Genomic DNA, 23,994 nt, shown 5'->3' with positions numbered 1-23,994 from the left:
CCATGAAGATCAAGACCGCGATCGTCGCCGGAATGCTCGCCCTCGGCACGGTGGCCGCCGGCGCAGGCGCCGCCAACGCGACCTACATCGGCACCTACGCCACCTACGAAGCCTGCGCGGCCGACGGCCAGTCCTGGTACACCGGCGGCACCCAGTGGGAGTGCGTCGCCTACAACGACGGCTGGGATCTACACACCTACTGATTCGCGCACGCCGAGTGGCTCACGGGGGTCGAGCCACTCGGCCGCAATTTGAAATAGCCTATTCTCTGACCTCGTGCGTGTATTGGTGGTGGAGGACGACGAAGGTCTCGGGCTCGAAATCGCGGCGGGGCTGCGGTCCGCCGGATTCGCCGTCGATCTCGCGAACCACCTCGCCGACGCGGATTTCAAGATCTCGGTCAACAGCTACGACTGCCTGGTCGTCGACCGCGGCCTGCCCGACGGCGACGGCCTCTATCTCGTAGCGGCGCAACGCAACCGGGGCATGCGGGTGCCAGTGCTCATGCTCACCGCCCGCGACGCCATCGCCGACCGGGTCGCCGGATTCGAGCACGGCGCCGATGACTACCTGGTCAAGCCGTTCGCCCTGGCCGAACTGGTGGCCCGGGTGCGCGCCCTGTGCCGCCGCCGCGAACAACCCGCACCGGCTCGGATCGTGCTGGGTGACATCGACATCGACCTGCCGCGCCGCCGGGTGCAGCGCGCGGGCATCCTGCGCTCGCTCAGCCCGAAGGAGTTCGCGGTGCTGGAACTGCTCGCCGCCCGCGCGGGCAGCGTCGTCTCGCGCAGTGAGCTCATCGAATGCTGCTGGGACGAAATGGCCGAACCCGCCTCGAACGTGGTCGACGCGGTCATCGCGCAACTGCGCCGCAAATTGGGCGCGCCGCCGGTGATCGAGACCGTGCGCGGCGCCGGCTTCATGATCGGAAGTACTGAAACATGCGCACGCTGAGTCCCGCGCACCAGATCTCCAGCGGCACGGCGCGACCCACCGTCGCCCGGATGCGGCGTACCCGCTGGCAGTTGACCGGCTTGATCACGGCGGTCACCACCGTCTGCCTGATCGTTCTCGGTGTCGTCGCGGCGGTCATCGACGCGCGCTCCCGGGACCAGTCCGTGGACGACGCGGTCAACCGGGTCGCCACCGGCGTGAGCCGCAGCATCACGCTGGACACCGACGACGTGCTCGACCTCAGCGATGTGAAGTCCTACGACCTGGCCAACGGCGAGACCGCGGTGCTGGTGGTGGGCAAAGGTCCCGACGGCAAATGGAGCGAACTCTTCGGGCACCTACGGTCCTGGCTGCCCCGCGAAGACGTCGCCTCCGGCATCGTCGACGACGCGATCCTGGCCGAGGACAGCATCTTCCGCGACGGCGTGGACAGTCAGGGCCGCGCGGTCCGCCTGGTCGCGCAGCCGCTGTTCTGGGAGGACTCCGAGGTCGAGGCGGTGGTCTTCGCGGGCACCAATCCCACTACCTTCGACCGGGATCGGGCGCTGCTGGTGTGGGGCCTGATCATCGGCGGCCTGCTGCTGGTGCTCTGTTCGGCGGTCGCGGCGCACTGGCTATCCGGGCGCAGCATGCGCCAGGTCACCGTGATGGTCGACGAGCAGGAGAAGTTTCTCGGCGACGCGGCGCACGAACTCCGCACCCCCTTGTCGACACTGCGCTTGGTCACCGAACCTCGCCGCCGCAACCCGCACGAGATCGAGCGGGCACTGATCGAAGCGCGCGGGCTCGGCGACCGGATGGAACGGGTCGTCTCGGGCTTGCTGGCCCGCGCTCGCATGCAGTCCGGCACGGCCGACATGGAACGTGTGCAGCTACTGCTGGATCAGCTGACCGAATCCGTGGTCGAGGGGTTCCCGCACGCGAACGTCATGATTCAGACCTTTCCGAGCGTCGTCGTCGGCGATCCCGGCCTGCTCGGCCTGGCCATCCGAAACCTCTTGGAGAACGCCATCACCCACGGCGCGGTGAACCGCGGCTCTCCCGTCGAGGTGCATGTCGCCGACGGCCGGGTCAGCGTCCGCGATCACGGTCCGGGGCTGAACCCGCAGCTGTCGAGCAGCCCCTTCGAACGCGGCGTCACCGCGGGCCGGGGCAGCGGCATCGGACTGGCGCTGGTGGCCTGGATCGCCGAATTGCACGGCGGCGCGGCCACTATGGAGCCCGCGGCCGGCGGCGGCACCATCGCCACCCTCACCCTGCCGCCACCGCCGATGTCGTCCTGACCGCGCTTCAGGCGTCGACGATCTGGATGAAATTGCCGCAGGTGTCATCGAACACCGCGGTGGTTACGTCCTCCATCTTCAAGGGTTCCTGCGTGAACTGGACCCCGAGTCCGCGCAGGCGCTCGAATTCGGCTTGCACATCGTCGACCGCGAATTGGGTCGCGGGAATCCCGTCCGCTCGCAGCGCCGCCTTGAAGGGGCCGACGGCTGGGTGTCCTGAGGGCTCGAGCAGCAACTCGGTGCCCTTCGGGTCCTCCGGCGACACCACCGTCAGCCACTTGTCGTCGCCGATCGGGACGTTGTGTTTCACCTGGAATCCGAGCACCTCGGTGTAGAACCGCAGGGCCTGGTCCTGATCGTCGACGAAGACGCTTGTTATCGAGATCCGCATGTCATCAATCCTTTTCGGGTGTCCCGAGCCAGCGGTCGGCGAGTCCGCGCAACGGCGCCGTCTCGAGGTAGTGGAATTTAGAACGGCCGTCGCGGGTGGCGCGGACCAGGCCTGCCGCCTCGAGCAGGTCGAGATGCTGCGAGATGGCCTGCCGCGAGGAGCTCAGCCCGTGCTTCATGGTCAGCCGGGTGCAGAGCTCGAACAACGTCTGACCGTCCCGGTCGGCCAATTCGTCGAGAATTGCCCGCCGGGTCGGATCAGCCAACGCCTTGTACACGTCACCCACAGGGCAACGATAGGCAAGTATTTACTTGCATGTCAATGCTCAGCCGTCCGAGGGCACGGGCTCCAGGATCTGCGGGCGCGGCTCGGGGGCGGCGATGCGCAGCGCGTCAGCCGCGGCATCGTCGGGCTGGGTCTGGGACTGGATCTCGGCCTCGACCCGGGCCAGATAGGTGCGGATCTCCCGATCGATATCGGCCTCGTCCCAGCCGAGCATCGGCGCGACCAGCTGCGCCACCTCCTCGGCACAGTCGCGGCCGCGGTGCGGGTACTCGATGGAGATGCGGGTGCGGCGGGCCAGGATGTCGTCGAGATGCAGCGCGCCCTCGGCGGCCGCGGCGTAGACCGCCTCCACCCGCAGATACGACGGCGCGTCCGTAATCGGTTGCAGCAGTTCGGGATAGCCGTCGGCCAGCGCGATCACCTCGTCGATGAGCGAGCCGTAGCGGTTCAGCAGATGCTTGATCCGGTACGGGTGCAGGCCGTATTCCTCGCCCAGTTGCACCGTCTGGTTGACCAGCGCGTGATAGCCGTCGGCGCCGAGCAGCGGCACCTTCTCGGTGATCGACGGCGCCACCTTGTCCGGAATGTCTTGCGCCGCTTCGTCTACCGCGTCGTAGGCCATCACCCGGTAGGTGGTGTACTTGCCGCCCGCGATCGCGACCAGGCCGGGCGCGATGCGCGCGACCGCGTGTTCGCGGGAGAGCTTGGAGGTGGAATCGTTCTCCCCCGCCAGCAGCGGCCGCAACCCGGCGTACACGCCGTCGATGTCCTGGTGGGTGAGCGGGGTGACCAGCACCTGGTTCACGTGGTCGAGCAGATAGTCGATATCGGCCTTGGTCGCCGCCGGGTGCGCGAGGTCGAGATTCCAGTCGGTGTCGGTGGTTCCGATGATCCAGTGCGCGTCCCACGGAATCACGAACAACACCGAGGTGGGCGTGCGCAGAATGATCGCGGCCTCGCTGATGATCCGGTCGCGCGGCACCACGATGTGCACGCCCTTGGACGCGCGCACATGGAAATGCCCTCTGGTGTGCGCGAGCGACTGCAGTTCATCGGTCCAGACGCCGGTCGCGTTGATCACCACATGGGCATGGATCTCACCGGTGGTGGCGTCGTCGCTGTCGCGGATCTTCACGCCGACCACGCGATCGGCCTCCCGCAGGAAGCCCACCACCTGGGTGGAGGTCCGGATGACCGCGCCGTAGTGCGCGGCGGTGCGGGCCACGGTCATGGTGTGGCGGGCGTCGTCGACCACCGTGTCGTAGTAGGTGAGCCCGCCGATCAGCGCGTCACGGCGCATGCCGGGGGCCAGTCGCAGTGCGGCCGAACGGGATAGGTGATGCTGTCCCGGAACGGATTTCGCACCGCCCATGCGGTCGTAGAGCAACAGTCCGGCAGCCACATAGGGCCGCTCCCAGACCCGATGGGTGAGCGGGTAGAGGAACCGCAACGGCTTGACCAGATGCGGCGCGAGCGAGGACAGCGCGAGCTCGCGCTCCTTGAGCGCCTCGCGCACCAGCCCGAACTCCATCTGCTCCAGGTAGCGCAGGCCGCCGTGGAACATCTTCGAGGACCGGCTCGAGGTCCCCGAGGCCAGATCCCGCGCCTCGACCAGCGCCACCCGCAGCCCGCGGGTCGCCGCGTCCAGCGCGATGCCCGAGCCGACCACACCACCGCCCACCACGACGACGTCGAAGTGTTCCTTGCCGAACCGCTCCCACGCCTCACGGCGCTGCTGCGGGCCGAGGAACTGGGTTTCCGGTTTCTTGGTCATGCTCGACTCCTCGTTCTGGGGGTCCACTGCGCAAGATCGAGCTCCGGCTACAGGCTATGCGAGGAACCCGTGTCGCCACGATCTTGACGCGCGGACTCCGGAACGTTTAGTAACCTGCACCAATGCGTCGCTATGTGGCCGCCATCGATCAGGGCACGACTTCGTGCAGGTGCATCGTCTTCGACCGGCAGGGCCGCGTCGTCGGGGTGGCCCAGAAGGAGCACGAGCAGATCTTTCCGCGCGCCGGCTGGGTCGAACACGACCCGGAGGAGGTCTGGCGCAACACCGAGCACGTCATCGGCGAGGTGCTGAAGAAGCACGACCTGACCGCCGGCGACATCGCCGCCGTCGGCGTGACCAACCAGCGCGAGACCACCGTGGTGTGGGAGCGGGCCACCGGTAAGCCGATCCACAACGCCATCGTCTGGCAGGACACCCGCACCGGCAAGCTCGTCACCGAGCTCGGCGGCGACGCGGGTCCCACCCGCTACGCCGAGCGCACCGGCCTGCCGCTGTCCACCTACTTCGCCGGGCCGAAGCTGCGCTGGATCCTCGACCACGTCGAGGGCGCGAAGGAACGCGCCGAGGCGGGCGAACTGTGCTTCGGCACCATGGACAGCTGGGTGCTGTGGCACCTCACCGGCCTGCATATCACCGACGTTACCAATGCTTCCCGCACCATGCTGATGGATCTTCGTACGCTGCAATGGGATTCGGAGATCTGCGCGGAATTCGGCGTCCCGGAAGCCATGCTGCCCGAGATTCGCAGTTCCTCCGAGGTCTACGGCGATATCGAATCCGGTGCGCTGCAAGGCGTTCCGGTCGCGGGCATCCTCGGCGACCAGCAGGCCGCCACCTTCGGCCAGGCCTGCCTATCCCCCGGCGAAGCCAAGAACACCTATGGCACCGGCAATTTCATGCTCCTGAACACCGGCACCACCCCGATCGTCAGCAAGCACGGCCTGCTCACCACCGTCTGCTACCAGCTCGGTGACCAGCCCGCGGTCTACGCCCTGGAGGGCTCCATCGCGGTCACCGGCTCGCTGGTCCAGTGGTTCCGCGACAACCTCGGCATCATCTCCTCCGCCGACGACATCGAACCGCTCGCGCGCAGCGTCGAGGACAACGGCGGCGCCTACTTCGTCCCCGCGTTCTCCGGCCTGTTCGCCCCGCGCTGGCGCCCGGATGCCCGCGGCATCATCGCCGGGCTCACCCGGTTCGTCAACAAGGCCCACCTGGCCCGCGCCATCCTGGAATCGACCGCTTTCCAAACCCGCGAGGTGGTCGACGCGATGCGCGCCGACGCCGAATCCGAGCAGCTGGATCTGGAACTCACCACCCTCAAGGTCGACGGCGGCATGACCGACAACGACCTGCTGATGCAGTTCCAGTCCGACATCCTCGACGTCCCGGTGGTCCGCCCGGTGGTCAAGGAAACCACCGCGCTGGGGGCCGCCTACGCCGCGGGCCTCGCGGTGGAATTCTGGGCGAACACCGATGACATCCGCGCGAACTGGGCCGCCGACAAGACCTGGGAACCGGCCATGCCCGAAGCGGATCGGGAAGAGCGCCTGAAGGAATGGAACAAGGCCGTCGAGCGCACCTACAACTGGGTCGACTGACCGTCGACGGCCCCGGCCAGCCGGTCCACGGCCACCGCCAGGGTTGCCGGGTCGGAGTTGGTGAAGCAGAGGCGCATCGAATTCTGGTGGCCGGTGGTCGCCGCGAAGGCGTAGCCCGGAACGTAGGCGACGCCGGCGTCGAGGGCATGCGGCAGTAGGGATTCGGCGTCGGTGCCGTCGGTGAAGTCGGCCCAGACGAACATGCCGCCGGTGGCGTCGGTGCAGACGAGGCGGTCGCCGAAGCGATCTCGCAGGGCGTGCACCAGAGCTTTGGCGCGGGTGCCGTAGGCATTGCAGACAGTGGCGATATGGGCGGCCAGCCAGGATTCGTCGGACAGCAGGTCGGCGGCGATCTGCTGGGTGAGGGCCGAGCCGCAGAGGTCCGCGCCCTGCTTCAGGAGTTCGACGCCGCGGAAGACGTTGGGCGGAGCGATCATCCAGCCGGTGCGCAAGGTGGGGGCGATGATCTTCGAGGAGCTGGATAGGCGGATCACGTTGCGGGAGTAAGTCGCGACGGGCTCCGGGGCGGGGCGATCGAACCAGAGTTCACCGTAGGGGTCGTCTTCGATGACCCAGAAGCCGTGCGCGTCAGCGAGTTCGGCGAGGGCGCGGCGGCGAGCGGAGCTCATGGTGACACCGCCGGGGTTGTGGAAGTTGCTGACCGTGTGGACGGCAGTGGGCCGTTCGCCGGACGCGAGCAACTCGGCCAGCAGATCGACGCGCATACCCTCGGAATCCATGGGCAGGGCGATGATTCGAGCGCCCGCGGCCCGGAAGACTTGCAGTGCACCGACATAGGCGGGGTCTTCGACGACGACCAGGGCGCCGGGATCGAGCAGGACCTCGGCCAGCAGCGACAAGGCCTGCTGGGAACCGTGGGTCACGAAGACCTCGTCGCTGCCGACAGGGCGGCCCAGCCGGGCAGATTCGCGCTCGGCGAGCACCGCGCGCAGCGGACCCCAGCCCGGAGATTCGGTGTACTGCAGGCAAGCCGAGCCGGCGAGGGCGTTCTCGGCCGCTTCGGCGATGCGTTCGCGGGGCATCAGGTCCGCGTCGGGCAAGCCGCCGGCCAGGCTGATCACTTCGGCGCGGGCGGTCAGCTTCAACAGATCCCGGATTACCGAACTCTGGAGGCCGCCAAGTTTTTCCGCCAAGGCTGGAGTGGTCGGTGGCATGCGAGAACCTCCCTGGTGACGCCGGTATCAGCGTCACCAGAGTCGCATAATCTGACCAGGATGTGAAATGGCTTTCTCAGTATATGAGACTACTCAGGGGCGTTCCTTGATCGCGAACCAGAGGATCTTGCCGTCGCGGTTGGCCGTGATGACGGTCTGGCGGTAGACCGTGGTCGTGCCGTCCGGACGGTGCTCGGTCAGATCCACATCGAAGGCGTCCGGATGCACCTCGGTGATGCGCAGGCAGTGCGTGGTGCCGAACGGGATCTGCTCGTTGATCGCCTTCTGGATGATGTCGGCGGTGGAGATGTTCTCCGCGTCCGGCGCCACGAAACCGCGCACCTTCTCGCCGCTGCGTTCCACGTAGAAGGCGTACTGGAAGCCGAGGATGGCGCCCGGCCCGCTGGTGGTGTTGCCCGCGCCGTTGCCCACGGTCACCTTGCCGTCGGTGCTGGCCGGGCAGCTCAGCGCGGCCGTGGTGGTGGGCGGCGGGGCGGCCGTCACCTTGCCGTCGTCGGCGCCGCCGGGGTTGCGGTTGAGCGCGATGATGGTGGCTACCAGCCCGATCACCACCGCGAGCGCGCCCGCGAGACCGAGGGCGATCCAGCGGCCCTTGGAGCTCGAAGCGGGCGGCTTGGCCACCGGAGCGCCGGGAGCCAGGCGCTGGGCGATGGGGTCGTCGGCCCAGGACATGCCGGAGGCGCGGGACGAGGTGGCGGGTTCATCGTCGTCGTCGAGGTTGTACTCGGTGGCCGGGGTGGTCCACCACTGCTCGCGTTCGGCAGACGGCGCGACCGGCGTGGCCGCCGCCGGCGTCTGGTAGCGGGTCGTGGCAGCCGAGGACGGCTCGGCGCCGACCTCCGGACCGAAGTCGGCGGGCGCCTGCGGCTGCGGGTGCGCCGGCGTCTCCGGCGCCCGATAGGTCGGCGTGGACGGGGGCGTGGACGTCTCACTCGCCGGTCGCCACCCCAGATCCGGCTGATCGGGCGCGGGCTGCACGGTCCAGCGCGGACCGGTCTGATCCAGCGGCGGACCGCCGAACTCCTCGACGGGCGGGCCGAAATCGTTGACCGGCGCACCGAAGTCGTTGACGGGCGCGCCGAAATCGCCTACCGGAGGACCGAAGTCATCCACCGGCGGACCGAAGTCATCCACCGGCGGCCGTCCCCCTAGCGGAGGCCCGAATTCCGACCGGGACTGGCCGGACTCGTTGTCCTTTTCACCCTCGGAGCCCACAACCAATCCTTTCCCCGGGACACACGTGTGGGGCGGTCGCGAACGACCGCCCCACCCGTTGAAACAGCTCGGTTCAGTACTGGACCGAACCACCCCACTGAGTGGTGACACCGCCGACGTTCACCGTCTGTGGCGTCACGTCGCCCGCCGGGATAATCGACGGCAGTGTAACGCGCGCGGCGGCCTCGAGGGCAGCGGCTCCGCCCGGCTGTGCCGCGATCCACTGCTCGACCGCGGCCTTGGCGGCGTTGGCCTGGGTGGTGTCCAGGACGAAGGAGTTCTTGTTGTCGGCCAGGCCCTCGCCACCGGTGTAGCTGGTGATCTTGATGCTGTTGGCGTCCAGGTACTCCACCGCGACACCGGCTTCACCGGCACCGGTGGGGGTGCGGTAGCCGATGGTGCCGACGTAGCCGGCCTGGTTGTTGAAATGGTGGGTGTTGGCCACGAAACCGGGCAGCAGTGCGCCACCGTCGACGTTGGCTCCGACCTCGGTGCGCGGGCCCTCCATCTCGACGACGGGCGCGGCGGGCGCGGCCTGTAGTCGCGGAGCCTGCCAGCGCGGCGGCTCCTGCACCAGATTCTCCGGCGAATCCGGCTGCACCGCGGGGACATTCGACTGCGGCTTGGGCTGAACGGTGCCCGGCTGCGCGGGCGTGCCCGGCTCGGCTGGCTTCGGCGCGTTCGGGTCGGCCGGATCGACGGCGACGGCCGGCAGGTCCTCGGCCTTCTGGCCCGGCACCGGCAGCGGGGCGACGCGCGGGGTGGTGACACCCGGCTGGGTCGGGGCGGCCAGCTTCGGATCCTTCTTCGGATCCGGCTTCACCTCATCGGGATCCGGGGTGGTGATGCCCGGCTGACTCGGAGTCGGCTTGCTCGGCTGCTGTTCCTCGGTGGGCGCGCCCGGCTCGGGAGCGGTGGTCTCCGGGGTGGGCTCGGTGGTGCCCGGCTGGGCCGGGGCGGGTGCGGGCGTGGTGGGGGTGGTCGGTTCGTTCGGAACAGCCCCGGCCGGCGCCGCGAGAAGAGTGGCCACGACAGCGGCAGCCGCCAGCGGCATCGAAGTGCCCGCCACCGCCCGCTGCGCCCCGTTCGGCTTACGGTGTTTCACTTTTCGCAATCCCTTTCGCACACGATCCCCGACGACCCGTGGGCCGTACGCCGTTCCTGTGGTGAAAGGACTTGCTCCCCCGCAACAGCAACCACGCGACCGCCCGCCGATCGCATCTCTGCGGGGAGTCAACCATAAGATCGTGGTATAGGCAACGCGACGAAATCCCCGCAGCGCCAAGCACACTGGGTAAAGTGCCGCGGGTCACCTCAAGAGAGTGTTAATCCAGGTCGTCGTGGCGCATCAGCTGGCGTGCCGCCTCGGTGACCGAACCGCTCAGCGAGGGGTATACCGAGAAGGTCTGGGCCAGGTCGTTGACGGTCAGATTGTTCTGCACCGCAAGGGCGATCGGCAGGATCAGCTCCGAGGCGATGGGCGCGACCACCACGCCGCCGATGACCACACCGGTCGCGGGGCGGCAGAAGATCTTGACGAAACCCCTGCGCAGTCCGGACATCTTGGCCCGCGGGTTGGTGTTCAGCGGCAGCATCACCGTGCGCGCCGGGACCTCGCCGTTGTCGATGGCGGTCTGGCTGACGCCGACGGTGGCGATCTCCGGGCGAGTGAACACCGCGGAGGCAACGGTTTTCAGCCGAATCGGCACCACGCCCTCACCGAGCGCGTGGTACATCGCGATACGGCCCTGCATGGCGGCCACCGAGGCCAGCGGCAGCAGACCGGTGCAGTCGCCGGCGGCGTAGATGCCGGGCACCGTGGTACGCGAAACCCGGTCCACGCGAAGGTAACCGCCGCGGTCGAGCTCGATGCCGACGCGCTCGATGCCCAGGCCCTCGGTGTTGGGGGTCGAACCGACCGTCATCAGCGCGTGCGAACCGGTGACCGTGCGCCCGTCCGACAGCTTCACCACGATGCCGTCGGCCGTGCGCTCCACGGCGTCGGCGCGCGCGTGCTTGACCAACTCGACGCCACGCTCGGCGAGCGCGTCCTCCAGCACCAGCGCCGCGTCGGCGTCCTCGCCGGGCAGCACCCGGTCGCGGCTGGAAACCAGCTTCACCTGCACGCCCATCTCGGTGTACGCCGAGACGAATTCCGCACCGGTGACACCGGACCCGACTACCACCAGCGTCTCGGGCAGCTCCTGCAGGTCGTAGAGCTGACGCCAGTTCAGGATGCGCTCGCCGTCGGGTTCGGCGCCGGGCAGCACGCGCGGGCTGGCGCCGGTGGCGATGAGCACCACTTCGGCTTCGATGATCTGCTCGGTGCCGGTGGCGAGCTTGGCCAGCACCCGGTGCGCGGCCAGCGGCCCACCGGCATCCAGGATCTCACCGCTGCCCTGCAGCACCGACACCCCGGCGGCCTGCAACTTCGAGCGGATATCGGCGGACTGGGCCAGCGCCAGCGCCTTCACGCGCGCGTTCACCTCGGGCATGTCCACGGTGGCCTGCTCCGGGTCCAGCGTGATGCCCAGATCCTTGGCGCGGCGCAGCGAGGTGCGCACGCCGGTGGAGGCGATGAAAGTCTTGGAGGGCACACAGTCCCAGAGCACGCACGCGCCACCGATGCCGTCACAGTCGATCACCGTTACCGACGCCCCGTGCGCCGAGGCCACCAGCGCCGCCTCGTAACCGGCAGGGCCGCCACCGATGATGGCAATGCGGGTCATGGGTTCCTCCGCTCGAGCAGTCGACCGGGATCTCCGGTGCTGACCCCTACCACGTTATCCGGCGAGCGCCCGGCAACCTTATAGACCCCGAGCTCGCTCCCGGGGGACGGCCCCCGGACCCCCGACAGGCCGCCGCCACGCCGCGCCCCGCGCGGGAAAAAACACAGTCTGGGCCGGATACGGGCGGTAAGGGTCCATTATTGGCTACCCTTTGCTACGTGCCGATCTACGCCGCTTACGGGTCGAACATGGACTCGTCCCAGATGCTCGAGCGCTGTCCGCACTCCCCCATGTCCGGAACGGGCTGGTTGGAGGGCTGGCGGCTCACCTTTGCCGGCGACGATATCGGCTGGGAAGGGCCGCTGGCCACGGTCGTCGAGGACCCGGGATCCCGGGTATTCGTGGTGCTCTACGACGTGTCCCCGGAAGACGAGCAGAGTCTCGATCGCTGGGAGGGTTCCGATTTCGGGATCCACAAGAAGATCCGTCTGCGAGTCACCCGCAATCCCAACAACACCGCTGAAACCACCCTGGCTTGGTTGTACGTCCTGGACGCCTACGAGGGCGGCCTGCCCTCGGCCCGCTACCTCGGGGTGATCGCCGACGCAGCCGAGAAGGCCGGCGCCCCCGAGGATTACGTGCACTCCCTGCGCACCCGCAACAGCAAGAACGTCGGCCCCGGCACCTTCGGGTAGACAACTCCGAAAACCACCGAAGGCCGCCCTCCTGGATCAGGAAGGCGGCCTTCGCCGTGTCAAGGGGATCTAGCCGGCTTGGAGGATGATGTTGCTCAATACCCGCACGCCGACCGACAGAGCTCGCTCATCGATGTCGAAAGTCGGCTGGTGCAGATCCAGTTGCTCGCCCCGACCGGACCAGACGCCCAGGCGCGCCATCGCACCCGGCACCTCCTCCAGGTACCAGGAGAAGTCCTCGCCGCCGCCGGACTGCATGGTGTCGGCCAGCGCGTCCGGGCCCAGGGCACGGATCGCGGACTCGAACATCCGGGTGGACTGCTCGTCGTTGACCACCGGCGGCACGCCGCGCCGGTAGTTCAGCTGGTACCGCACGCCCGTCGGCGCGAGCAGGCCGTCGACGATCTCGTGCACCATCGGCTCCAGCAGCGACCAGGTCGCGTGATCGCCGGTGCGGACCGTGCCGGTGAGCATGCCGGTCTGCGGAATCGCGTTGGGCGCCTTGCCCGCCGAGACCGCACCCCACACCATCACGGTGCTGGTGCGCGGGTCGATGCGGCGGCTGAGCAGACCTGGCAGGCCGGTGATGACGGTGCCGATCGCGTAGACCAGATCGCTGGTCAGGTGCGGGCGCGAGGTGTGCCCGCCCGGCGAATCCAGCACCAGCTCCACGGTGTCGGCGGCGGAGGTGATCGCGCCGACCCGGATGCCGACCCGGCCCACTTCCAGACGCGGGTCGCAGTGCACCGCGAAGATCCGGTCCACGCCCTCCATCGCGCCGGCGGCGACCATGTCGATCGCGCCGCCCGGCATGACCTCCTCGGCGGGCTGGAAGACGAACCGCACGCCGACCGGCAGATTCATCTCCGAGAGCGCGAGCGCGGTGCCGAGCAGGATGGTGGTGTGCGCGTCGTGCCCGCAGGCATGCGAGACACCCGGCACGGTGGAGGCGAAGGACAGACCGGTGAACTCCTGCAACGGGAGCGCGTCCATATCGGCGCGCAGGCCGATGCGCGGCCCGTCGGCCGGGCCGATGTCACAGATCAGGCCGGTGCCGCCGGGCATCTTCTGCGGATTGAGCCCGGCCTTGGTCAGCCAGGAGGAAACGAACTCGGTGGTGCCGAACTCGGTGCGCGACAGTTCCGGGTTGGCGTGAATGTGGCGGCGCCACCCGACCAGGTCGAACGCGTGCTCGGCCAGCCAGGCGTCCACGGCGGCGCGGCCGGCGGCCACGGTGTCGATGACGGCGCGCGGCCCCTTCGGCGTGCGTAGGAACGCCTCCGCGGCATCCACGCCGGCCACCATGGCCTCGTGACCTGCCGCGGTCCCCGTCACCGGGCTCGACCCGCCGGTACTACTCACCGAAACTCCTCCTGTCGTTGAACCAGCCGTTGCAACAACCTGTCTCTCTGTACGTCATCGCGAGCTATCGCCACAGCGGTACGCGCGAGCGCGATCGCACCGTCGAGAACGGCGCGATCCGCCGAGGCATTGATGCTCGCCGCGGCGAAACCGGGCTGATGCGTCACCGCCCCATCGGCCTCGATGCCGATAACCGGGTGGATGCCCGGAATGACGTTGGTGACATTGCCCATATCCGTGCTGCCGAGCGGTCGCTGCGCCTCGAGTTCCGGTGCGATCGGCACCCGTCCCAGGTCGGCGATCTGCTCGCGATAGGCACACAGTAGTGCCGGATCAGGCGTCAGCTCGGTATATGTCGGTGCGAGCGTCCGGATTTCGTGGGTGCAGCCGGTCGCGAGGGCGCCCGCCTCGAAACAATCCGAGCTGCGTCGCATCAGTTCTTCGAGGGATGCGGAGTCACCTGCGCGTAGGTAATACAGCAGTTCCGCACGTCCGGGCACGATGTTCGGGGCTATGCCACCGTTGCCGACTATACCGTGAAGTTGCTGGCCCGGCCGGATATGTTGACGCAGCAAACCAATCGCAACCTGCGCGACGGTGACCGCGTCACCGGCGTTGCGGCCCAGTTCGGGGGCGGCGCTGGCATGCGCTTCCACGCCGTGGAACACCACCTCGATATCGGCCAGCGCCAGCGAGTGCGCGCCCGCGATATCCCGGGGCCCGGGGTGCACCATCATCGCCATCGCGACATCGTCGAAGACGCCCCGATCGAGCATCAGGACCTTGCCGCCGCCACTCTCCTCGGCCGGGGTGCCGAGCACCAGAATGGTGAGGCCCAGATCGTCCGCGAGCTCCGCGAGACCGAGGGCCGCGCCCACCGAGGCGGCGGCAATGATGTTGTGCCCGCAGGCATGTCCCATGCCGGGGAGCGCGTCGTATTCGGCGCAGAGCGCCACCGTCAGCTCGCCGCTGCCGTAACTGGCGCGGAAGGCGGTGGGCAGATCGGCGACACCGGTTTCGATGTGGAAACCGCGTTCGGCCAATGGCTCGATGGTCTTGGCGGCGCTGCGGTGCTCTTCGAACGCCAGCTCGGGTTCGGCGTGAATGCTGTGTGAGAGATCGATCAGTCGGCTCGCGGCCGCCTTGATCGCGACATCCGATCGAGTGCCATCCACCGGAATACGCCCGGCGTCGAGCTCGCCGGGCGACTCATGATGACCGCTGCGCGGTGATGGCATGGAACACAGTGTCGCACTGGTGTGCAAATCGGGCACGGGTAGCGGCCCGTGCCCGGGTCCGGCAGTGAGTTATCCGGCGGCGAACGCCAGGTTCTCCGGGGTGGTCTTGACCGCGAGGCCGTCGAGAGCCTGGGCGTGCAGCGCCCGCTTGATGACCGGCAGGTTCGGCTTGCGGTTGCCGGACAGTGCCGCGGCACGCGCGATGGCGGTGCTCAGCAACGCTTCGGCATCGGCTTTGTCGTCCACGATGCCCGCGGCGATGGCCTGGTCGGCCGCGAAACGGTGGCCGGTGGTCATGGCCAGCACACACACCTGGTTGGTCAGGCGCTCGGTCAGCAGCGCGTTCATGCCGATGGTGAAAGGCATGCCCAGGTTCACCTCGGGCAGGCACCAGAAACCGCGATCGGCGCGCATGACGCGGAAGTCGCAGGAGGTGGCCAGCATCGCGCCCGCACCGAAGGCGTGGCCGTTGAGCGCGGCGACGGTCGGCATCGGGAAGGTCAGCAGCCGGGTGTAGATCGAGTGCACGCGGTCCAGGTACCAGTGCATCTGGTCCAGATTGCCGAACAGCCAGTCGGTGTCGAGGCCGTTGCTGAAGAACTTGCCGGTCGCGGTGGTGACCAGTGCGGCGGGCCCCTCCGACGCCTCGACCTCGTCGAGCAGGGCGTGCACCTGATCGATCCAGTCCGGGTGGAAGCGGTTCTCGTTGTCTGTCTGGCCCTCGGTTCCGAGGTACAGGACGAACACATCACCTTCACGTTCCAGGTACGGCATGCGTGCAGACTATCCCGGCTCGCGGCGCTCCCCTACTCGTGGGTAGCAAGTTTTTCGGAAGTGGGGGCGGGCACGGGTGATGCGACCCGACTATCGTGACTTTCATGCTTGCCGAAGAGGCCGCTCAGGCGATCGCCGAACGTACTGGAGTCCACCGCCACCGGGTCGCGGTGGTGCTCGGATCGGGCTGGCAGGAGGCGGCCGCGGAAATCGGCACGCCCACCGCGTCGGTGCCGATGCCGGAGCTGCCCGGGTTCGGAACACCCAGCGCGCAAGGCCATGTCGGGATGGTGCATTCGGTGCCCATGCATGACAAGTCCGTGCTGCTGCTGATGGGACGTCAGCATTTGTACGAGGGCTATCAACCCGCCGAGGTGGTGCATCCGGTGGCGGCCGCGATCGCGGCGGGCGCGGAGATCGTGCTGCTCACCAATGCCGCGGGCGGAATCCGCGCTGGCCTCGATGTCGGTGAGCCGGTATTGATCAGCGATCACCTCAACCTCACCGGGCGCACGCCGTTGGCCGGGGCCACCTTCGTCGATCTGGTCGACGCGTGGGATCCCGAATTGCGGGCGCTGGCACGTGAAGTCGATCCCAGCCTGACCGACGGCGTCTACGCGGGGCTGACCGGTCCGCAGTACGAGACCCCGGCCGAGATCCGGATGCTGCGCACCATGGGCGCGGATCTGGTCGGTATGTCGACGGTGCTGGAAGCCATCGCCTGCCGGGCGCTGGGCGCACGGGTGCTGGGCATCTCGCTGGTCACCAATCTGGCCGCGGGCATCTCCGGCGCGCATCTGTCCCATGCCGAGGTGCTGGCCGAAGGACAGGCCGCCGCACCGCGCCTGGGCAAACTGATGCGTGGCGTGCTGGAGCGGCTGTAGATGCTGCGGTTCGGCACGGCCGGTCTGCGCGGTCCGCTGCAGGACGGCCCGGACGGCATGAACGTGGAGACGGTGTCGCGGGCGACCGCGGGACTGTGCGTGTGGTTGCGCGGGCGCTGCCTGGGCGGCGGCACGGTAGTGGTGGGGCGCGACGCCCGGCACGGCTCCGCCGAATTCGCCACCGCGACCGCGGAAATCTTTGCGGCGGCGGGTTTTCCGGTGCTGCTGCTGCCGGAACCGGTGCCCACGCCGGTGGTCGCCTACGCGGTCCGTGAGCTGGGCGCGGTGTGCGGGGTGCAGATCACCGCGTCGCACAATCCGCCCGCCGACAACGGGTACAAGGTGTACCTCGACGGTGGTTCGCAGTTGATCGCGCCCGCCGACGCCGAGATCGAACGCTGTATCGAGGCCGTCGCCGAACCCATCGAACGGCTGCCCGTGGTTCCCGCCGACGACGATCTGGTGCGGCGCTACCTGAATCGAGTGGGGCGGCTGCGCGAGCTGATCGGCGGGACCGGAGCCCGCGCCGATATCCGCATCGCCCTGACCGCGCTGCACGGCGTCGGCGGCGCGATCGCGGTGCAAGCGCTTGCGGCAGCGGGCTTCACCGATGTGCACGTGGTGGCCGAGCAGTTCGAACCGGACCCGGACTTCCCGACGGTCGCGTTCCCGAACCCGGAGGAGCCCGGCGCCACCGACCTGCTGCTCGCGCTGGCCGAAAAGGTCGATGCCGAGGTGGCGATCGCGCTCGACCCGGATGCCGACCGGTGCGCTGTCGGGATCCGCGGGCCTGCGGGGTGGCGGATGCTGCGCGGAGACGAAACCGGTGTGCTGCTTGCCGATTGCGTGCTGGGCACGGCGGCTCCGGACTCGTTGGTGGCCACGACAATTGTCTCCTCGCGGCTGTTGTCCAAGCTCGCGCCCGCCCGCGGCGCCCGCTACGCCGAAACCCTGACCGGCTTCAAATGGCTGGCCCGCGCCGGCGACCGCCTCGCCTATGCCTACGAGGAAGCGATCGGGCACTGCGTCGATCCGTCCGCGGTGCGCGACAAGGACGGTATTTCCGCCGCCGTGGTCACCGCCGACCTGGTCGCGCGCCTGAAGGCCCGTGGCCGCACGCTCCAGGACGAACTCGACGACTACGCACTGGAATTCGGCCTGCACGCGGGCGCACAGGTGTCCTTGCGCCTGCCCGATGTGACCGCTGCCGCCGCCGTAGTGGGTCGGCTGCGCACCGACCCACCCAGCGAAATCGCGGGCGAGCCGGTGAAATACACCGATCTGCTCCAGGCTCGGGGCCGAATGCACACCGACGCACTGGTTTTCGAAGGCACTACCTTCCGGATCGTGGTCCGGCCGTCCGGCACGGAGCCGAAGCTGAAGTACTACCTGGAAGTCGTCGAGCCCGTCCCGGAGCGCGCCGCCCTCGGCGCGGCGAAAGCCGCCGCCGCGGAACACCTCTCACGACTGCGAGAATTCACTCGGAATTCGTGATCCGGAGCGATCGGTATCCGCTCAGCGGGGGCCGAATTGGCGGTCGCCCGCGTCACCCAGGCCCGGGACGATGTAGGCGTTCTCGTTCAACCCCGCGTCGACCACGGCGGTGACCAACCGCACCGGCAGGCCCGAATCTGCCAGCGTGGCAACGCCTTCCGGAGCGGCGACGACACAGACCGCGGTGATGTCGGTGGCGCCGCGCGCGACGAGCAGCTCCAGGGTGTGCCGCATCGAGCCGCCGGTGGCCAGCATCGGATCGAGCACATAGACCGGCAGGCCCGCCAGGTCCTCGGGCAGCGACTGCATGTACGGGACCGGCTGATGGGTGTCCTCGTCCCGGGCGATGCCGACGAAACCGACCCGGGCATCGGGGATCATCTCCACGGCCGCGTCGATCATGCCCAGCCCGGCCCGCAGCACCGGTACCAGCAGCGGCGGTTGCGCCAGCCGCACACCCTCGGTGAACGCCACCGGGGTGGAGATCTCGAAAGTGGTGACCGGGGCCTCCCGCAGCGCCTCGTAGATCAGTACCCGGGTCAGATCACGCAGGGCGGCACGGAAGGCCGCGTTCGGGGTCCGCGCGTCGCGCATGGTGGTCAGCAAGGCGGCGGCAAGTGGGTGCTCCACGGTGTGCGTACGCATGCCGAAACGATAAGGTCGTAGAAAGTTTTTTTCGACCAGCTGGAACCGATTCACAAGGCCGCGCGTCGAACTAAGTGGATGACGTACTCTGCCTGGGAAGAAACGGATGGGGGAAGCACTAAATGGCTAAGAACTTTTCGGCCGACGCCGAGGGCATCGCCACCTACAGCGCGACCGCCGAGGTGATGGCCACCGAGATGACCGCCGCGGCCGCGAGCGCGGCCGGCGGGAACCCGGCGCTCCTCGGTCCGATCATGGGGTTGATCGGCGGTGATTTCATGGCCGCCTATGCCGCGGCGCATGCCGGGCAGGTCGCCACCATCGCACAGCTTTCGGCGGTGCTGTCGAGTATGGGCCTGGCCACGGGGACCGCGGCCGCCGCGATCACCGAGCAGGACCTGAGCGCCGCGGCCGGATTCAAGTCCGCCGACCTGGACGGGTGATCCGGTGATCGACATCAATCTGCTGGCCCAGCCACTGATCAACCTGCTGAGCAGTTTCGGCTCCGGCGTGATCCCGTCCGGCGGCCCGTCCGACTCGCTGACCTCGGCGTCCTCCGCCCTCGAGCAGCTGCATCTGCTGGGCAAGAACAGCATCAACCAGCTGAACACCGCGCTGGACGGCGCCACCGCCGACTCCGCCACCGCGAAGGCGCTGCGGGTGCAGACCTCCTCCGCCCAGACTTCGGACCTGCTGACCGAGATGGCCACGGTCGTCAATCAGGCCGCCGCACAGGTCGAGACCGGTCAGAAGGAACTCGACACCGTCGTCCAATCCTTCGTCAGCAACGCGACCAGCCTGCTGCCCACCCTCACCACCCCGGTCGGTGTGACGGCGCTGGTGAGCACGGCGATCGATCACCTCAATCAGGGCATCGGCGTGGTCAACAAGACGCAGACCGAGCTGAATACCTCGACCGCGAGCATGAAGGAGCTGACGCCGGCACCGTCCACCACGCCCGCGTCCACCAACACCAACCTGCTCTCCACCGCCAAGTCCGCACTGGACAGCTTGACCAGCGGCACCGGCGGCCTGGCCAACACCGCGCTGAGCACCGGCACGTCCTTGCTGACCAGCGCCACCAAGGGCTCGACGAGCAAGACCGCGACCTCGACCCCGAGCAGCTCGAACACCTCGACCGCCAAGCAGAACACCGGCGAGGTCAAGACCGAGAAGACAGAGAATGGCGGCGTGAAAATCACTCTGCCGGACGGCAGCGTGGTGGAGGCGCCGAACGAGAAGGCCGCCAAGGCGGTCACCTCGGCCCTGTCCGCCGTCGGCACGCCGTACGTATGGGGCGGCAACGACCCGAAGAACGGCATCGACTGCTCGGGCCTGACGAAGTGGGCCTACAGCGAGGCCGGCGTGGAACTGCCGCGCCTGGCCCAGGAACAGCACATCGGAAAACAGCAGATCTCGCCCGGTGACCTGCAGCCCGGCGACCTGGCCGTGTGGGACGGCCACGTCGCCATGGTGGTCGGCAACGGGCAACTCGTCGAGGCCGGCGATCCGGTCTCGGTCAGTTCCATCCGAACGGAGAACATAGGTATGGAGTTCTACGGCTTCTATAGGCCTACCGAATGAGCCAGCCGCAGGAGATCCCGAACGTCACCGTGGCGGCCAGCCAGAATCGGTCCGGCACCATCGCGGTGCGCGCCACCGACCAGGGCATGCCGGTCGAGATCAAGTTCGAGCGCAGCGAATACCGTTACGGCGCACAGGCTCTCGCGGCCGAGATCCTGCGCCTGACGAAGCGCTCCGCGATCGCCGCCCGGGCCCGCCGCCGCGAGGTGCTGGCCGAGACGGGCATGTCCCCCGAGGTGCTGGACAAGCTCGGCTTGCCCACCCGGCAGCAGGCGGTCGACGAACTGGACCGGATGGACGACGAGGACACGGGTCCTACGAGCTGGATGAGGCCGGTATGAGTGCCGAGATGGACGCGCTGGTCGCCAACGCGACGGCGAAGCTGGAGGCCCTCGAGGCCGCGCTGTACGGCCTCAAGCAGGTGCGCGGGGCCTTCACCACCGAGGACGGCGCGGTCAGCGTCGAGGTGGACAGCGACGGCGCGCTGACCGGGCTGAAGCTGTCGGAGGCGGTCACTTCGATGGCGCCGGCCGACGTCAGCCAGCTGATCGTGTGGGCCTGCCGGCAGGCAGCGGAGGACGCCGGCGGGCAGCGCTCGAACGTCATTGCCGCACTGAACGAGTCGTTCGCACCCGCCGCGGAGGCCACTCCGGGGTCCGTTGGGGGCGGTCGAGATAGTGCCTGACGCGGCGAGTCGTTAGGCTTCCGCTCATGGCTTCTGGAGACATCGTCCCGATCGAGCTCGGCCTGACCGACGGCGATCTCGTCACACTGTGGGCACCGCGCTGGCGAGACGGTGACGACGAGTGGGAGGCGTTCCTCGGACACGAGGATTCGCTCTATGGTTTCGAGTCGGTCGCGGAGCTGGCCGCGTTCATCCGGACCGACTCCGACAACGACCTCGTCGACCATCCCGCGTGGAAGGTCGTCGCCGGTCTGTCGGCGGCCGAACTGGAGCCCGAGGATACGCACTCCTACGATCTGGTCGCGGTGCCGGAGCTGGCGGCCGGTGATCCCGATATGGACACCGTCGCCGAGCTCGAGGACACCCTGTCGATGGTGCGCAACATCGGTGAGGTGTGCGAGCTGGAAGTCGTCACCAAGTTCTTCGGCTCGCATCCGGCGCTCGGCGCGCTGGCCGCCGGTGCGAGCTTCTTCGCCGACCGCGAGGGCGAGGAGATCTGGGACCAGATCGGCGCCGCCATCGTCAAGGATTGGGACAACGTCCTCGACGCCGTCGACTCGGTCGTCTCGGTCCCCGAGGTCGACAAGGCGGCCGTGGCGGTCGCCGAGGCGGAACTGCTCGCTGCCGAGGAGAACGTCGTCGACGCCGACGACGTAGCCGACAGCGAAGAGGAAGAAGAGTTCGAAACCGTCGACCTGACCAAGGACGACGAGGACGAGGAAGAAGACGAGGACGACTCGTTCTGGCACGAGGTCGGCATCGACCCGGTCAAGATCATCACCTCCGAGAGCACCTACTTCACGCTGCGCTGCTATCTCGACGACGAACCGATCTTCCTCGGCAAGGACGGCACCATCTCGGTGTTCGGTAGCGAGCGGGCCCTGGCCCGCTACCTGGCCGACGATCACGAGCACGACCTGTCCCGGGTGAGCACCTACACCGATGTGCAGACCGCGGCGGTGGACGGTTCGCTCGAGGTCGAGGTGACCGACGAGAACGTCTACGTGCTGCCCGGTCTGACCGAGGATCTGGGCGAGGGCCCGGGCGCGGTCGACTTCGAGCAGCTCGAACTGGCAGTGGAATTGTTCACCGACGCTTCCGATTACGCCGAGGACGACGCGGTCGAGCAGGCGCTGGCGGTGTCCACCCCGCTGGGCTGGTATGTGTCCTACCTGCTCAACCCGGATCCGACCCGGATGGCGCCGAACCCGCCGTTCGACGCGGAATCCAAGGCGTGGCGCGAACTCGAGCGCAATTTCGAGTCGCGGCTCGACCCGCAGAAGTAGCAGATCGTTCGAGGAGCCCGGCCCCATATCCAGGGGCCGGGCTCTTTCGCGTCAGCGGAGGCGGATCCAGATCTGTTCGGCGCGGCCGAGTAGGCGGTGGTCAGAGCCGTAGATGGCGGTGGAGGCGTAGGACTTGCGGCCCTGGTCGCCGTGGTTCTGGCCGATGACGACGCATTTCTCGCCGACTGCGGGGAGGTCGAAGACGGTTGCGGTCATCGAGCCGAGGAGTGCGGGGCGTTCGAACATGGCGTCCAGTGACCAGCCGCCGGGGCAGTCCATGGCGGCCCACAGCAGGGGGGTGTCGATGGGCAGGGTGTCGTCGGGTGACCAGGGGGCGGCGACCAGTCCCTCCGATACTGGTCCGGCTTCGATCCGCAGCCCATCGGTGCGGGCGCTGCCGCAGACGAAGCAGGACGCGAACATCTCGTTGGCCTGATACGAGCTGGATGCTGCCTCGGCCGTTCCGTATGGAACCGCTTGCGGCACATCGCGTTCGAACGCACCGGGGCGAGATTCGGCGATCAGCGTCGCCCCGTCGAAGAGCTTGCCGTCACTTAGTTGCAGCGGTGTCTCCAGCGGAGGCTTGTTCCGCAGCATCACAGTCACTGCGGCGTCGGGGTGTTGCTCCGCCAGCAGTCCGCCCACGTAACCGCCGTTTCCGGAGCCGGGCGGCCCGTTGAAGCGACGTGAAATCTGCAATGCCGTCATGTTCACCCACGCTAGATCCTTCGCTTCGCTCAGGATGACAGGGGTTGTCGTCCGAGCGCAGCGAAGAATCTTCCCGCGGCCCGGCGGCGTTAACCGAGCAGCACCGCGTAACCGGGCTTGATGATGTCGTCGATGATGCGCAGACGTTCCGGGAACGGGATGAACGCCGACTTCATCGCGTTGATGGTGAAGCGCTCCAGATCCGACCAGCCGTAACCGAAGGTCTGCACCAGCTTCAGCATCTCCTGGCTCATGCTGGTGTCGCTCATCAGGCGGTTGTCGGTGTTGACGGTGACGCGGAACCGCAGCCGGGCGAGCAGGTCGAACGGGTGCTTGTCCAGGGACGGCACCGCGCCGGTCTGCACGTTGGACGACGGACACAGCTCCAGCGGGATCCGCTTGTTGCGGACATAGTTCGCGACCAGGCCGAGCTGTGCGTCCTCGATGGCTCCGGGCACCTTGATGTCATCGGTGATCCGCACACCGTGGCCCAGGCGGTCGCAACCGCAGAAGGCCAGCGCCTCGTGGATCGACGGCAGGCCGAACGCCTCACCGGCGTGGATGGTGAAGTTCGCGCTGTTGGCCCGCATGTATTCGAAGGCGTCCAGGTGCCGGCTGGGCGGATAACCGGCTTCCGCGCCGGCGATATCGAAACCGCCGACACCCCGATCGCGCCACCGCACCGTGAGCTCGGCGATCTCGCGTGAGCGCGCCGCATGCCGCATGGCGGTGAGCAGGCAGGTCACCACGATCGGGTGCCCGTCGGCGGCCGCGAGCTTCTCGCCCTCCCGGAAACCGGCGAGGGTGTGCTCGACCACCTCGTCCAGGGAGAGGCCACGTTCCAGGTGCTGTTCGGGGGCGAAGCGCACCTCGGCGTAGACGACACCGTCCGCGGCGAGGTCCTGCGCGCATTCGCTGGCGACGCGGCGCAGCCCCTCGGGGGTCTGCATGACCGCGACGGTGTGGTCGAAGGTTTCCAGATACCGTTCCAGCGAACCGCTGTCGGCGGCGTCCCGGAACCAATTGCCCAGGGTGACGGCATCATTGGCGGGTAGTTGGTCGTAACCGCAATCGGCGGCGAGCTCCAGCACGGTCGCGGGCCGCAGACCACCGTCGAGGTGATCGTGCAACAGCGCCTTGGGAGCTTGGCGGATCGAGGCAAGCGTCAAAGGCATCGGTCCTGTCATGTA

25 protein-coding genes are annotated in these 23,994 nt (G+C 68.2%); 12 read left to right on the top strand and 13 right to left on the bottom strand.

The genetic code is table 11. From position 1 onward, the window contains the following. Nucleotides 1–2 precede the first annotated feature (2 nt). The 3 genes from IBX22_RS22890 to IBX22_RS22880 all read left to right on the top strand — a co-directional run bounded on the left by IBX22_RS22890 (nt 3) and on the right by IBX22_RS22880 (nt 2,237). Nucleotides 3–203: a hypothetical protein gene (locus IBX22_RS22890; protein ID WP_194817540.1), complete on the top strand. Its 201-nt coding sequence runs from the start codon at nt 3–5 to the stop codon at nt 201–203. A gap of 73 nt (nt 204–276) precedes the next feature. Then, nucleotides 277–954: a response regulator transcription factor gene (locus tag IBX22_RS22885; RefSeq protein WP_194817539.1), complete on the top strand. Its 678-nt coding sequence runs from the start codon at nt 277–279 to the stop codon at nt 952–954. Further along, nucleotides 942–2,237 carry a HAMP domain-containing sensor histidine kinase gene (locus IBX22_RS22880; RefSeq protein WP_194817538.1) on the top strand — a complete coding sequence of 432 codons (1,296 nt, stop codon included), beginning with the start codon at nt 942–944 and terminating at the stop codon, nt 2,235–2,237. Before IBX22_RS22885 ends, IBX22_RS22880 begins: the two co-directional genes overlap by 13 nt. A 7-nt stretch (nt 2,238–2,244) precedes the next feature. On the opposite strand, the gene IBX22_RS22875 is transcribed toward IBX22_RS22880, so the two are convergent. Genes IBX22_RS22875 through glpD form a run of 3 tightly spaced genes read right to left on the bottom strand, consistent with a single transcriptional unit; the run spans nt 2,245 to nt 4,687 of the window. Next, a complete protein-coding gene (locus IBX22_RS22875) occupies nt 2,245–2,628 on the bottom strand; it encodes a VOC family protein (protein ID WP_194817537.1) in 384 nt (127 codons plus the stop codon). Nucleotides 2,629–2,632: 4 nt separating this feature from the next. Then, nucleotides 2,633–2,914: a helix-turn-helix transcriptional regulator gene (locus tag IBX22_RS22870; RefSeq protein ID WP_194817536.1), complete on the bottom strand. Its 282-nt coding sequence runs from the start codon at nt 2,912–2,914 to the stop codon at nt 2,633–2,635. Nucleotides 2,915–2,953: 39 nt separating this feature from the next. After that, a complete protein-coding gene (gene glpD, locus IBX22_RS22865; RefSeq protein ID WP_194817535.1) occupies nt 2,954–4,687 on the bottom strand; it encodes a glycerol-3-phosphate dehydrogenase in 1,734 nt (577 codons plus the stop codon). Nucleotides 4,688–4,809: 122 nt separating this feature from the next. On the opposite strand from glpD, the gene glpK reads away from it, so the two are divergent. Beyond that, nucleotides 4,810–6,309, top strand: a complete 1,500-nt coding sequence (gene glpK, locus IBX22_RS22860) for a glycerol kinase GlpK (RefSeq protein ID WP_194817534.1) — start codon at nt 4,810–4,812, stop codon at nt 6,307–6,309. On the opposite strand, the gene IBX22_RS22855 is transcribed toward glpK, so the two are convergent. The 4 genes from IBX22_RS22855 to IBX22_RS22840 all read right to left on the bottom strand — a co-directional run bounded on the left by IBX22_RS22855 (nt 6,291) and on the right by IBX22_RS22840 (nt 11,449). Then, complete coding sequence (locus tag IBX22_RS22855) at nt 6,291–7,484, bottom strand: PLP-dependent aminotransferase family protein (RefSeq protein ID WP_194817533.1); 1,194 nt, start codon at nt 7,482–7,484, stop codon at nt 6,291–6,293. The two genes, glpK and IBX22_RS22855, sit on opposite strands and share 19 nt — an antisense overlap. Before the next feature lie 93 nt (nt 7,485–7,577). Beyond that, on the bottom strand, nt 7,578–8,720 hold the full coding sequence (locus IBX22_RS22850; protein WP_228538921.1) for a hypothetical protein: 1,143 nt from the start codon (nt 8,718–8,720) through the stop codon (nt 7,578–7,580). Between the two features lie 73 nt (nt 8,721–8,793). Beyond that, nucleotides 8,794–9,825 carry a hypothetical protein gene (locus tag IBX22_RS22845; protein ID WP_309234734.1) on the bottom strand — a complete coding sequence of 344 codons (1,032 nt, stop codon included), beginning with the start codon at nt 9,823–9,825 and terminating at the stop codon, nt 8,794–8,796. A 220-nt stretch (nt 9,826–10,045) separates the two neighbouring features. Then, complete coding sequence (locus IBX22_RS22840) at nt 10,046–11,449, bottom strand: NAD(P)H-quinone dehydrogenase (RefSeq protein ID WP_194817531.1); 1,404 nt, start codon at nt 11,447–11,449, stop codon at nt 10,046–10,048. 218 nt (nt 11,450–11,667) lie between these two features. Between IBX22_RS22840 and IBX22_RS22835 the strand changes: the two genes are divergently transcribed. Beyond that, on the top strand, nt 11,668–12,144 hold the full coding sequence (locus IBX22_RS22835) for a gamma-glutamylcyclotransferase (RefSeq protein ID WP_194817530.1): 477 nt from the start codon (nt 11,668–11,670) through the stop codon (nt 12,142–12,144). Between the two features lie 69 nt (nt 12,145–12,213). Here IBX22_RS22835 and IBX22_RS22830 read toward each other — a convergent pair whose 3' ends face one another. The 3 genes from IBX22_RS22830 to IBX22_RS22820 all read right to left on the bottom strand — a co-directional run bounded on the left by IBX22_RS22830 (nt 12,214) and on the right by IBX22_RS22820 (nt 15,518). Then, a complete protein-coding gene (locus tag IBX22_RS22830; protein WP_309234733.1) occupies nt 12,214–13,506 on the bottom strand; it encodes a M20 family metallopeptidase in 1,293 nt (430 codons plus the stop codon). Next, a complete protein-coding gene (locus tag IBX22_RS22825) occupies nt 13,503–14,744 on the bottom strand; it encodes a M20 family metallopeptidase (RefSeq protein ID WP_194817529.1) in 1,242 nt (413 codons plus the stop codon). Before IBX22_RS22825 ends, IBX22_RS22830 begins: the two co-directional genes overlap by 4 nt. A 69-nt stretch (nt 14,745–14,813) precedes the next feature. Continuing rightward, on the bottom strand, nt 14,814–15,518 hold the full coding sequence (locus tag IBX22_RS22820) for an enoyl-CoA hydratase-related protein (protein WP_194817528.1): 705 nt from the start codon (nt 15,516–15,518) through the stop codon (nt 14,814–14,816). Between the two features lie 104 nt (nt 15,519–15,622). On the opposite strand from IBX22_RS22820, the gene IBX22_RS22815 reads away from it, so the two are divergent. Then, nucleotides 15,623–16,402, top strand: a complete 780-nt coding sequence (locus IBX22_RS22815; protein ID WP_194817527.1) for a purine-nucleoside phosphorylase — start codon at nt 15,623–15,625, stop codon at nt 16,400–16,402. Then, nucleotides 16,403–17,896 carry a phospho-sugar mutase gene (locus tag IBX22_RS22810; RefSeq protein ID WP_194817526.1) on the top strand — a complete coding sequence of 498 codons (1,494 nt, stop codon included), beginning with the start codon at nt 16,403–16,405 and terminating at the stop codon, nt 17,894–17,896. It begins immediately after the preceding gene. A 21-nt stretch (nt 17,897–17,917) separates the two neighbouring features. On the opposite strand, the gene upp is transcribed toward IBX22_RS22810, so the two are convergent. Then, on the bottom strand, nt 17,918–18,541 hold the full coding sequence (upp, locus tag IBX22_RS22805) for a uracil phosphoribosyltransferase (protein WP_194817525.1): 624 nt from the start codon (nt 18,539–18,541) through the stop codon (nt 17,918–17,920). A gap of 122 nt (nt 18,542–18,663) precedes the next feature. Here upp and IBX22_RS22800 point away from each other — a divergent pair, with 122 nt between their 5' ends. From IBX22_RS22800 to IBX22_RS22780, 5 genes are read left to right on the top strand one after another with little or no spacing between them, the layout of a single operon-like run. Continuing rightward, nucleotides 18,664–18,984 carry a hypothetical protein gene (locus IBX22_RS22800; RefSeq protein ID WP_194817524.1) on the top strand — a complete coding sequence of 107 codons (321 nt, stop codon included), beginning with the start codon at nt 18,664–18,666 and terminating at the stop codon, nt 18,982–18,984. Nucleotides 18,985–18,988: 4 nt separating this feature from the next. After that, on the top strand, nt 18,989–20,125 hold the full coding sequence (locus IBX22_RS22795) for a C40 family peptidase (protein WP_194817523.1): 1,137 nt from the start codon (nt 18,989–18,991) through the stop codon (nt 20,123–20,125). Beyond that, nucleotides 20,122–20,466, top strand: a complete 345-nt coding sequence (locus IBX22_RS22790; protein WP_194817522.1) for a hypothetical protein — start codon at nt 20,122–20,124, stop codon at nt 20,464–20,466. Before IBX22_RS22795 ends, IBX22_RS22790 begins: the two co-directional genes overlap by 4 nt. Further along, the gene (locus tag IBX22_RS22785; protein WP_194817521.1) at nt 20,463–20,810 is read left to right on the top strand and encodes a YbaB/EbfC family nucleoid-associated protein; all 348 of its coding nucleotides are present in this window, start codon (nt 20,463–20,465) and stop codon (nt 20,808–20,810) included. Before IBX22_RS22790 ends, IBX22_RS22785 begins: the two co-directional genes overlap by 4 nt. Nucleotides 20,811–20,836: 26 nt before the next feature. Further along, nucleotides 20,837–22,096 carry a primosomal protein gene (locus IBX22_RS22780; protein WP_194817520.1) on the top strand — a complete coding sequence of 420 codons (1,260 nt, stop codon included), beginning with the start codon at nt 20,837–20,839 and terminating at the stop codon, nt 22,094–22,096. 51 nt (nt 22,097–22,147) lie between these two features. On the opposite strand, the gene IBX22_RS22775 is transcribed toward IBX22_RS22780, so the two are convergent. Next, nucleotides 22,148–22,804 (bottom strand): hypothetical protein, encoded by a 657-nt coding sequence (locus IBX22_RS22775; protein WP_194817519.1) that lies wholly within the window; start codon nt 22,802–22,804, stop codon nt 22,148–22,150. An 89-nt stretch (nt 22,805–22,893) separates the two neighbouring features. Continuing rightward, nucleotides 22,894–23,991: an adenosine deaminase gene (locus IBX22_RS22770; RefSeq protein ID WP_194817518.1), complete on the bottom strand. Its 1,098-nt coding sequence runs from the start codon at nt 23,989–23,991 to the stop codon at nt 22,894–22,896. Nucleotides 23,992–23,994: the final 3 nt, after the last annotated feature.

The sequence above is a fragment of the Nocardia sp. XZ_19_385 genome (assembly GCF_015355755.1).
GTDB lineage: Bacteria > Actinomycetota > Actinomycetes > Mycobacteriales > Mycobacteriaceae > Nocardia.
This window is presented reverse-complemented; position numbering and strand designations above follow the sequence as displayed.

Bases quoted from the DNA above. Each gene is read 5' to 3' on its own strand.
- IBX22_RS22815 (WP_194817527.1), top strand. From the start codon at position 15,623: ATGCTTGCCGAAGAGGCCGCTCAGGCGATCGCCGAACGTACTGGAGTC.
- glpD (WP_194817535.1), bottom strand. From the start codon at position 4,687: ATGACCAAGAAACCGGAAACCCAGTTCCTCGGCCCGCAGCAGCGCCGT.
- IBX22_RS22875 (WP_194817537.1), bottom strand. From the start codon at position 2,628: ATGCGGATCTCGATAACAAGCGTCTTCGTCGACGATCAGGACCAGGCC.
- IBX22_RS22800 (WP_194817524.1), top strand. From the start codon at position 18,664: ATGGCTAAGAACTTTTCGGCCGACGCCGAGGGCATCGCCACCTACAGC.
- IBX22_RS22840 (WP_194817531.1), bottom strand. From the start codon at position 11,449: ATGACCCGCATTGCCATCATCGGTGGCGGCCCTGCCGGTTACGAGGCG.
- glpK (WP_194817534.1), top strand. From the start codon at position 4,810: ATGCGTCGCTATGTGGCCGCCATCGATCAGGGCACGACTTCGTGCAGG.
- IBX22_RS22855 (WP_194817533.1), bottom strand. From the start codon at position 7,484: ATGCCACCGACCACTCCAGCCTTGGCGGAAAAACTTGGCGGCCTCCAG.
- IBX22_RS22770 (WP_194817518.1), bottom strand. From the start codon at position 23,991: ATGACAGGACCGATGCCTTTGACGCTTGCCTCGATCCGCCAAGCTCCC.
- IBX22_RS22820 (WP_194817528.1), bottom strand. From the start codon at position 15,518: ATGCCGTACCTGGAACGTGAAGGTGATGTGTTCGTCCTGTACCTCGGA.
- IBX22_RS22890 (WP_194817540.1), top strand. From the start codon at position 3: ATGAAGATCAAGACCGCGATCGTCGCCGGAATGCTCGCCCTCGGCACG.
- upp (WP_194817525.1), bottom strand. From the start codon at position 18,541: ATGCGTACGCACACCGTGGAGCACCCACTTGCCGCCGCCTTGCTGACC.
- IBX22_RS22790 (WP_194817522.1), top strand. From the start codon at position 20,122: ATGAGCCAGCCGCAGGAGATCCCGAACGTCACCGTGGCGGCCAGCCAG.
- IBX22_RS22880 (WP_194817538.1), top strand. From the start codon at position 942: ATGCGCACGCTGAGTCCCGCGCACCAGATCTCCAGCGGCACGGCGCGA.
- IBX22_RS22810 (WP_194817526.1), top strand. From the start codon at position 16,403: ATGCTGCGGTTCGGCACGGCCGGTCTGCGCGGTCCGCTGCAGGACGGC.
- IBX22_RS22785 (WP_194817521.1), top strand. From the start codon at position 20,463: ATGAGTGCCGAGATGGACGCGCTGGTCGCCAACGCGACGGCGAAGCTG.
- IBX22_RS22775 (WP_194817519.1), bottom strand. From the start codon at position 22,804: ATGACGGCATTGCAGATTTCACGTCGCTTCAACGGGCCGCCCGGCTCC.
- IBX22_RS22825 (WP_194817529.1), bottom strand. From the start codon at position 14,744: ATGCCATCACCGCGCAGCGGTCATCATGAGTCGCCCGGCGAGCTCGAC.
- IBX22_RS22780 (WP_194817520.1), top strand. From the start codon at position 20,837: ATGGCTTCTGGAGACATCGTCCCGATCGAGCTCGGCCTGACCGACGGC.